The following is a 7,230-nucleotide window of genomic DNA, read 5'->3' as shown; positions in this document are numbered from 1 at the left end:
TTTTACACGCCATCCATGGCATGCTGAAAGCTAAAACAGAATTTGACGGGACTCGTTTTTACACGTTTCCTGTTGAAGCAAAATCATAAAATTTTATGATGTCTTGCAAAATTGGGCTTGTGGTTTAAGAGAGTATCTACGGGACTAGCGCGAATCTGCCTTACAGCTTTAGATATTTTTGCCAAACAGATATCCAAAAATTAGCGTAATAATTGGGGTGATGAGATTCCAGTAATCGCCTGCTGATGTAGTACCCGCGAAAAATAACAACGCAATGCCAGGGACAAGCAAGAGCAATAGACAAAGACAAGCAATATTCGAAGGCGCAGTCTTTGAATTGCCAAAAAGTTTGCCCAACCAACCAGACTCAAGATCCATCCCTTTTGACCTTAGAAGAAGTTCACTAGCATTAGGGTTTGTATTATATTTTAGATTCTCTGGCATTATCGCTCCCCATCCGTCCCAATATCCCAGTTCCCGCGGCTAGTTTTGGTAGTAATCCTAATGTTGCTTGTGCGTGTTGGGAAATATAACCGCAATTATCACAGGCAACTACAATGGTTGGCATGGCTGTTTTTATTGGGAGAGACAGCAAGCCATTTGAGGTCTGATCAACTGTAATCTCAGATTCACCAATAACGCTGAAATTGTTGGACGAGCAACGAGGACATGGCTGACTTACTTTTTTTTGGTTTAGCGCTAGAATTACTTCACCAAGACGATCTCTATTCATACATTTTCCTTAAATTAATGCAAATAAACTATCAGCGGATAGGCCGGAAACACTAATTCTCGCTGTTGCTCGAATTGCCTTACTCCGGTCTAAAGATTAACCGACAACCCGACCAATCAACTCCCCCAATTTAACCGTTTTTTCCGCTTTAAACTCAGCATCCCACTCCGCCTTATCCTTGCCGAACAAAACAATAATCGTAGACCCCATATTAAACCGTCCCATTTCTTCGCCGATTTTCAGCGTAGGCGCATCATCGCCATACTGCCAGTTTTGTACTGAGGTAATGCTCGGTGGCGTGACGACACCGTGCCAGACAGTTTCCACGCTGGACACGAATATTGCGCCGACCAGTACCAAAGCCATTGGGCCGATTTCCGTGTCGAATATGGCGGCGACGCGCTCGTTTCTGGCGAACAAGCCGGGAACGGAATTGGTGGTGGCTGCATTGACGCTGAATAAACGACCAGGGATGTGCACCATTTCCCTCAAGGTACCGGTCAACGGCATATGCAGGCGGTGATAGTCTTTGGGCGATAAATAAATGGTGGTGAATACGCCGTTATTAAACGGCTCGGCGCGAGCTGCATCGCCGCCCAGCAAGTCAGTCGCGGTAAAGCTTTTGCCTTTGGCCTGGAAGATTTGACCGTCGGTAATGTCTCCGGCCTGGCTGACAGCGCCGTCGGCAGGGCAGACGATTGCGTTTCTTTCGGTGCTGAACGGTCTAACGCCGGGTTTTAGCTCGCGGGTGAAAAATTTGTTAAAGCTAAGGTAGGTATTGACGTCGGACTCCAGCGCTTCATCCATGTTGACCCCGTAGTGCTTGATGATCTGCCTGATAAACAGATTTTTCCAGGTCTTGTTTTCGCAGTGGGTCAGTTTGCTCATCATGCCGGACAGGGCATGATGGGGTAATACGTATTGAGGCAGGGTGGTCAGGGCTTCTTTGATGTTCATGAATGATTACTGTCGGGTGTTTTGCCGCTTAAGAAATACGCAAAGGCGATGATTTCTGCGACGGCAACATAGAGTTCATTAGGGATTTCATCGCCTAACGGAATTTGCGCCAGAATTCTTGCCAGTTCCGGCTCGGTTTGTAGCGGTATTCCGTGGAGTTCGGCGATTTGCAGGATTTGCTCTGCGGTAAGACCTGATCCTTTGGCGGTAACCTTGGGCGCATTTTTGCCGTCGTATTTTAACGCGACGGCAATGTCCGAGGTGTAGTAGGTCTTAGCCATTGTTCATTATGGCAGCGTAACCAGTTCCGGCGCTTGCCAGTCGGGATTTCTGTGTTCTACAACAACGGTGGTGTAGATGCCGCCGCGTACATTGAATTCAGCGCGGATACGCATGAAATTGGGCGCTATGGCTTTAACGATGTCATCAAGGATTTCATTGGTGACCGCTTCATGGAATGCGCCTTGGTCCCTGAATGCCCACATATACAGCTTAAGCGCTTTGAGTTCCACGCACAGCGCGCCGGGTACATATTCGATCTGGATGGTGGCAAAATCGGGTTGGCCTGTTTTTGGGCACAGGCAGGTGAACTCGGGTATATCAATGCGAATAGTGTAATCGCGGCCCGGTTGCGGGTTGTTGAAAGTTTCCAGATCTTTGCTTGGTTGTGTTGTCATTTTCTGCTTATATATAAAAGAGATGTGTAAAAAAAGTCGATACTCGGCTAATTATCGTTAATAATAGCCAGTTATTTTAATTCAACTGTTGGGATATTCATACCAGTACTATGAAACTTGAAAAAATCAAACTTTCGGGTTTTAAATCCTTTGTTGATTCAACGGTCATACCGATCAGCGGTAATTTGACTGCCATCGTCGGGCCTAACGGCTGCGGCAAATCCAATATTATCGATGCTGTGCGCTGGGTGATGGGCGAAAGTTCCGCCAAGCATTTGCGCGGCGGCAGTATGGCTGATGTGATTTTTAACGGCTCATCGGGACGCAAACCGGTGAGTACCGCTTCCGTCGAGCTGGTTTTTAATAACACCGACAGCAAGCTGGGCGGCGAATATTCGCAATACGATACCATCGCGATCAAGCGCCAGGTCAGTCGCGACGGTACTTCCGTGTTCATGCTGAATGGTTCGCGCTGCCGCCGTAAAGACATCACCGACATATTTTTGGGGACCGGGCTGGGATCAAGAAGCTATGCGATTATCGAGCAGGGCACTATTTCCCGCATGGTCGAAGCCAAGCCGGATGAATTAAGGGTTCATATCGAGGAAGCGGCGGGCGTGTCCAAATACAAGGAACGCCGCAGCGAAACCGAAACCCGGATGAAGCATACCCGTGAAAACCTGGAGCGCCTCGACGATTTGCGCGACGAAGTTGAAAAACAAATCAAGCATCTGCAAAAACAGGCCGAAAAAGCCGAAAAATACACCGAGCTTAAAAAACAGGAACGCCAATATCGATTAGAGTTGCTGGCGATGCGCTGGAATACCTATCATCAGGCCGCGAAGCAGCTGGATGAAAGGTTGCAGGAAGTGGCTCACGAACATAACCGGGTGTTTGTAGAATTGCGCGACATCGATAACAGCATCGAAGCCAAACGCGCCGAGCATAAGACTCAGCAACAGCAGACCAATAGCTCTCAAGGCGATTATTACCAGATCGTTGCCGAAGTCAGCGGTCTTGAGCAGACCATCAAGCACAGTGAAAGCAGCCGTGAACAAACCATCGTTGAAATTAATCGTTTGCGCCAGCAGGCCGATCAGTCGTTAGCAGAACTCGAAGCCGATGTGCAGCAGCTGGAAGAGATTAAAGAGGCGTTGTTTGAAGCGGAAGAAGGATTGATTGTTGCCGAGGAAAGGCAAGAAGACGTTTTGTATAGTCAGCAAGAAGTGCAGCAGCAAAAAAATTCCTGGCAGGAGCAGTGGGAAGCGTACAGGACGACCAGTTCAAGCTATAAAGAACAGGCTGAAGTGCAACGGGTAAAAACCGTGCAGTTGGAAAACCAGAATCGTCAGTTGCAAATCCGTTTGGATAAGTTGCACGGCGAGCGCAGTGAGCTGGAATCCGGCGACTTGCAAAGCGAGATCGAATCGCTGGACACGGGTATCGAAATCATTGAAACGCAACGTGTCGAGCTTCATCAGCAACTTGAAGACCTGCATCAGCAGATACGCGAGCAGCGGCAACAGATCAAGCAGTCTCATGATGAGCTGCATATGCGCCGTTCGGAGATGCAAAGCGTAAAAGGTAAGGTCACCTCATTGGAATTGTTGCAGCAACATGTGATGGGGAAAGATAACAAGCACCTGAGCGCATGGCTGGAGTCTGTGGATTTGGTCGAAAACCGGCGACTTGCCGAGTTTCTGGACGTGCAGGCTGGCTGGGATACGGCGGTTGAAACGGTGTTGGGCAGCTACCTTGAGGCGATTTGCATAGAAAGCGCCGACCAGGTTATTCCAGGTTTGCAGCGTTTGACTGATGAATCGTTAATGTTGGTTGAGACCAAATCTGTGGGGGCGACTTCAGTCGCCGAGCCGGTAGAATGGGCGACTGAAGTCGCCCCCACAAACTTGCTGGATAAAGTAAAAGCGCCGTGGGATTTAAGCAACCTACTGGCCGGTGTTTACTGCGTCGATGATGCCGAAACGGCCAGAGCTTTATCTGCCCAATTAAAACCGCATGAATCGGTCATCACCCCCGACGGCACCTGGTTCGGCTCCGGTTGGATAAAAATAATTCGCGCCAAAGACAGTAAAACCGGCGTGTTGCAACGCGAAAAAGAATTGCGCCTGTTAAAGCAGCGTCAGGAAGAGCTGCATATCGAAATCGAAGCGTTTGAAGACCGGCTGGAAACTGCCGAAAACGGCTTGAAAGAAGCGGAAGTCACGCGCGAATCGATTCAGCAACAGGACAATAGCCTGGGTTCTGAGCTGTCGGTAAAAAGCGCTGAATTCAGCGCGCATTCCGCTAGGCTGGAACATCAGCAACGCCGACTGGAGCAGGTCTGTAACGATATTGATGAGTTAAGCCGCGAGACCGCCGATAATGCCGAGACTATCGCCGAATACCAGCTGTTGTTGGAACAGGCCGAGCAGAGCATGGAACAGCAGGAGGAAAACAAGCACAGTCTGGAAGCGTTAAATCAGGAACTGCAATCGGAGCAACAGCGTATCGATCAATCCGTCAATGAAGCCAGACAGCAGGTTTACAGCATCAAGGCGCAAATTGAATCGCTGCGATCCTCTGAAACTTTAACCGGTAAACAGCTGGATCGTTTAAAGCTGCAACATCAGCAGTCGCTCGAACGCATCGCCGAGCTAGAGCTTAACCTGCACCAAACCCTTACCCCGATGGACGAGGAAAAAAAGCAGCTGGAGCAGATGGTTGTGGACAAGGAGCAACTGGAGACGCGTTTGAAGAAACAACGCCAGCTTCAGGAAGACCTTGAGGCGGAAATAACCCGCTTATCCGAGGAACATGTCCGGGTGCAGCGGGCCTTGGAAAAGCAAAAAGAAGCGCTGGACACGATTCGTTTTGAATTGCAGGAAAGCAAAGTACGCCAACAAACCGTCAACGAGCAGCTTAAAGAAATCGATGCCGATGTCGAGCTGGTGCTGCAAAGCTTGCCGGAACAGGCGGAAGAAAACGGCTGGAAAAGAACAGTCGACGACTTATTGGCTCAAATCGAAAGATTAGGTACCATTAACCTGACCGCCATTGAGGAATACAAGGCGCAGTCCGAGCGGATGAATTTTCTTAACGAGCAACATGCCGATTTAATTGAGGCGTTGCAGACCCTGGATCAGGCGATCAGCAAAATCGATAAAGAAAGTCGGCTGCGCTTTAAAGAAACATTCGATAAAATAAACACCGGTTTGCAGGAAAAGTTCCCCAAACTATTCGGGGGCGGTCATGCTTATCTGGAATTGACTGAACAAGACGAGCTGGAATCGGGCGTAAACATTATTGCCAGACCTCCCGGTAAGAAGAATAGCTCCATTCATTTGTTGTCGGGTGGAGAGAAAGCATTAACGGCGGTCGCCTTGGTGTTCTCGATTTTCGAACTCAATCCGGCGCCTTTTTGTTTGCTGGACGAAGTCGATGCACCGCTGGATGATGCTAACGTTGGGCGGTTTTCAAAAATGGTAGAAGAAATGTCAGCATCGGTACAGTTTTTGTATATTTCCCATAACAAAGTGACTATGGAAATTGCAAAACAACTGGCAGGTGTTACTATGAAAGAGCCGGGCGTGTCCCGGATGGTCGCAGTTGATATTGAAGAAGCAGTGAGTCTGGCGGAAATCTAATGGATAAAGAAATATTAAGAATTGTAATTATTGCAACCGGTATGGTTGTGGTTATCGGCATGTTGGTTTGGGCTTTTATAAAAGACAAAAAAGCACGGGAAGACATGGAATTTTACGACGACGCTGACGATCAATCGTTGACGTCGGATCCTCTCATGGACACAGAAGACGACTTTGATATTGCTCCGCTGGCGGCTAAAAGTAATGTCGGCGTTCATCATGCGCATGACAAATCGGATCGATACTATGATGACGACGATGACGAGGACTACTATGAGCAGGAGGACGACGTAGAGCCGCCGCCACGCGCTGCCGCACCGGCGATTATTCAGTTCAGCATTATCACCAAGGCGGACGAAGATTTTAACGGCGCCGATTTGGTTGAAGCTTTTGAAATGGTCGGGCTTGAATACGGCAGTTTGAAAATATTCGAACGCCTGGACGCTAACCGGCTGGTCGATTTTGGCGTTGCCTGTATTGTAGAGCCGGGCACGTTTCCGGATAAAGATTTAGAAAACTTTTACTGTCCCGGCATCGTGTTTTTTATGCAGCCCGAAGCATTGGATGATGCACCGGCTGTTTTTGACGACTACATAGAGACAATCAACTTGCTGGCCGCTAAATTGGATGGCGTGATTCTTGATCATAGAAGACAGCCGTTGACTGAAGCGACCGTTCAAGCCATTCGGCAGAGTTTGTGATTCCAATAACCGCAGGCCGGGTTACGATTGCATGGATGCAGGAGGTAGAGCAATGCAGGGAGCAATTGCCGAGCCGGTTTCCGCGGGCGTTACTGCATGGGTAAAACAGCCGCCAGACCGGTTTACAAACTTTGCCGGATTAATTGAATGGTCGCGTTGGTCAGCGATTTTCTATCATGATCCAATACTTCGCCATCCAGTTCCACGGCCAGAATATTGACTGCTTCAAGAAAATCATCAAACACTTTTACCGCATCGTCCAATACGCCGGGCTGCATAAAAAACACCACGCCGGGACAGTAAAAATCATCCATGCCCGTACTGTCGGGGAAAGTGCCCGGCCCAGCCATGCAGGCGACGCCGAAATCGACCATGCGCTTGGCGTCCAGGCGCTCAAATATTTTCAGGCTGCCGTATTCCAGTTCAGCAATACGGAATGCCTTAAGCAAGTCAAGACCGTTAAAACCTTCGTTCGTTTTTGAGACGACGCTGAACTGGATTATCTCGGGCGCTACAAA

At 48.9% G+C, this 7,230-nt stretch carries 8 protein-coding genes; 2 read left to right on the top strand and 6 right to left on the bottom strand.

Going from position 1 to position 7,230, the window contains the following annotated elements; all coding sequences use genetic code 11:
* Nucleotides 1-168: 168 nt before the first annotated feature.
* The 5 genes from Q8L79_RS15775 to queF all read right to left on the bottom strand — a co-directional run bounded on the left by Q8L79_RS15775 (nucleotide 169) and on the right by queF (nucleotide 2,367).
* Complete coding sequence (locus Q8L79_RS15775; RefSeq protein WP_305273145.1) at nucleotides 169-444, bottom strand: hypothetical protein; 276 nt, start codon at nucleotides 442-444, stop codon at nucleotides 169-171.
* Entirely contained in the window at nucleotides 422-733 is a 312-nt protein-coding gene (locus tag Q8L79_RS15770) for a hypothetical protein (protein WP_305273143.1), read from the bottom strand. Before Q8L79_RS15770 ends, Q8L79_RS15775 begins: the two co-directional genes overlap by 23 nt.
* A gap of 96 nt (nucleotides 734-829) precedes the next feature.
* A complete protein-coding gene (gene asd / locus Q8L79_RS15765) occupies nucleotides 830-1,690 on the bottom strand; it encodes an archaetidylserine decarboxylase (RefSeq protein WP_305273141.1) in 861 nt (286 codons plus the stop codon).
* Nucleotides 1,687-1,971 carry an EscU/YscU/HrcU family type III secretion system export apparatus switch protein gene (locus Q8L79_RS15760; protein WP_305273140.1) on the bottom strand — a complete coding sequence of 95 codons (285 nt, stop codon included), beginning with the start codon at nucleotides 1,969-1,971 and terminating at the stop codon, nucleotides 1,687-1,689. The genes asd and Q8L79_RS15760 overlap by 4 nt, the downstream gene beginning before the upstream one ends.
* A 6-nt stretch (nucleotides 1,972-1,977) precedes the next feature.
* Entirely contained in the window at nucleotides 1,978-2,367 is a 390-nt protein-coding gene (queF, locus tag Q8L79_RS15755) for a preQ(1) synthase (protein WP_305273138.1), read from the bottom strand.
* Between the two features lie 110 nt (nucleotides 2,368-2,477).
* Between queF and smc the strand changes: the two genes are divergently transcribed.
* Both smc and Q8L79_RS15745 read left to right on the top strand, forming a co-directional pair.
* Entirely contained in the window at nucleotides 2,478-6,011 is a 3,534-nt protein-coding gene (smc, locus tag Q8L79_RS15750) for a chromosome segregation protein SMC (RefSeq protein ID WP_305273134.1), read from the top strand.
* The gene (locus tag Q8L79_RS15745) at nucleotides 6,011-6,712 is read left to right on the top strand and encodes a cell division protein ZipA C-terminal FtsZ-binding domain-containing protein (RefSeq protein WP_305273132.1); all 702 of its coding nucleotides are present in this window, start codon (nucleotides 6,011-6,013) and stop codon (nucleotides 6,710-6,712) included. The genes smc and Q8L79_RS15745 overlap by 1 nt, the downstream gene beginning before the upstream one ends.
* Nucleotides 6,713-6,834: 122 nt before the next feature.
* Here the strand turns inward: Q8L79_RS15745 and Q8L79_RS15740 are convergent.
* Nucleotides 6,835-7,230 (bottom strand): cell division protein ZipA C-terminal FtsZ-binding domain-containing protein (locus Q8L79_RS15740; protein ID WP_305273129.1); only part of this gene is annotated, 396 nt, incomplete at its 5' end.

The organism is Methylobacter sp., from assembly GCF_030680395.1.
In the GTDB taxonomy this organism is placed as follows: domain Bacteria; phylum Pseudomonadota; class Gammaproteobacteria; order Methylococcales; family Methylomonadaceae; genus Methylobacter_A.
The sequence above is the reverse complement of the archived record's forward strand: the minus strand, read 5'-3'. Positions and strand labels throughout refer to the sequence as shown.

What these genes read in the sequence shown, in the direction of transcription:
- asd (WP_305273141.1), bottom strand. Translation starts at nt 1,690, where the DNA reads ATGAACATCAAAGAAGCCCTGACCACCCTGCCTCAATACGTATTACCC.
- Q8L79_RS15775 (WP_305273145.1), bottom strand. Translation starts at nt 444, where the DNA reads ATGCCAGAGAATCTAAAATATAATACAAACCCTAATGCTAGTGAACTT.
- Q8L79_RS15770 (WP_305273143.1), bottom strand. Translation starts at nt 733, where the DNA reads ATGAATAGAGATCGTCTTGGTGAAGTAATTCTAGCGCTAAACCAAAAA.
- Q8L79_RS15760 (WP_305273140.1), bottom strand. Translation starts at nt 1,971, where the DNA reads ATGGCTAAGACCTACTACACCTCGGACATTGCCGTCGCGTTAAAATAC.
- queF (WP_305273138.1), bottom strand. Translation starts at nt 2,367, where the DNA reads ATGACAACACAACCAAGCAAAGATCTGGAAACTTTCAACAACCCGCAA.
- Q8L79_RS15745 (WP_305273132.1), top strand. Translation starts at nt 6,011, where the DNA reads ATGGATAAAGAAATATTAAGAATTGTAATTATTGCAACCGGTATGGTT.
- smc (WP_305273134.1), top strand. Translation starts at nt 2,478, where the DNA reads ATGAAACTTGAAAAAATCAAACTTTCGGGTTTTAAATCCTTTGTTGAT.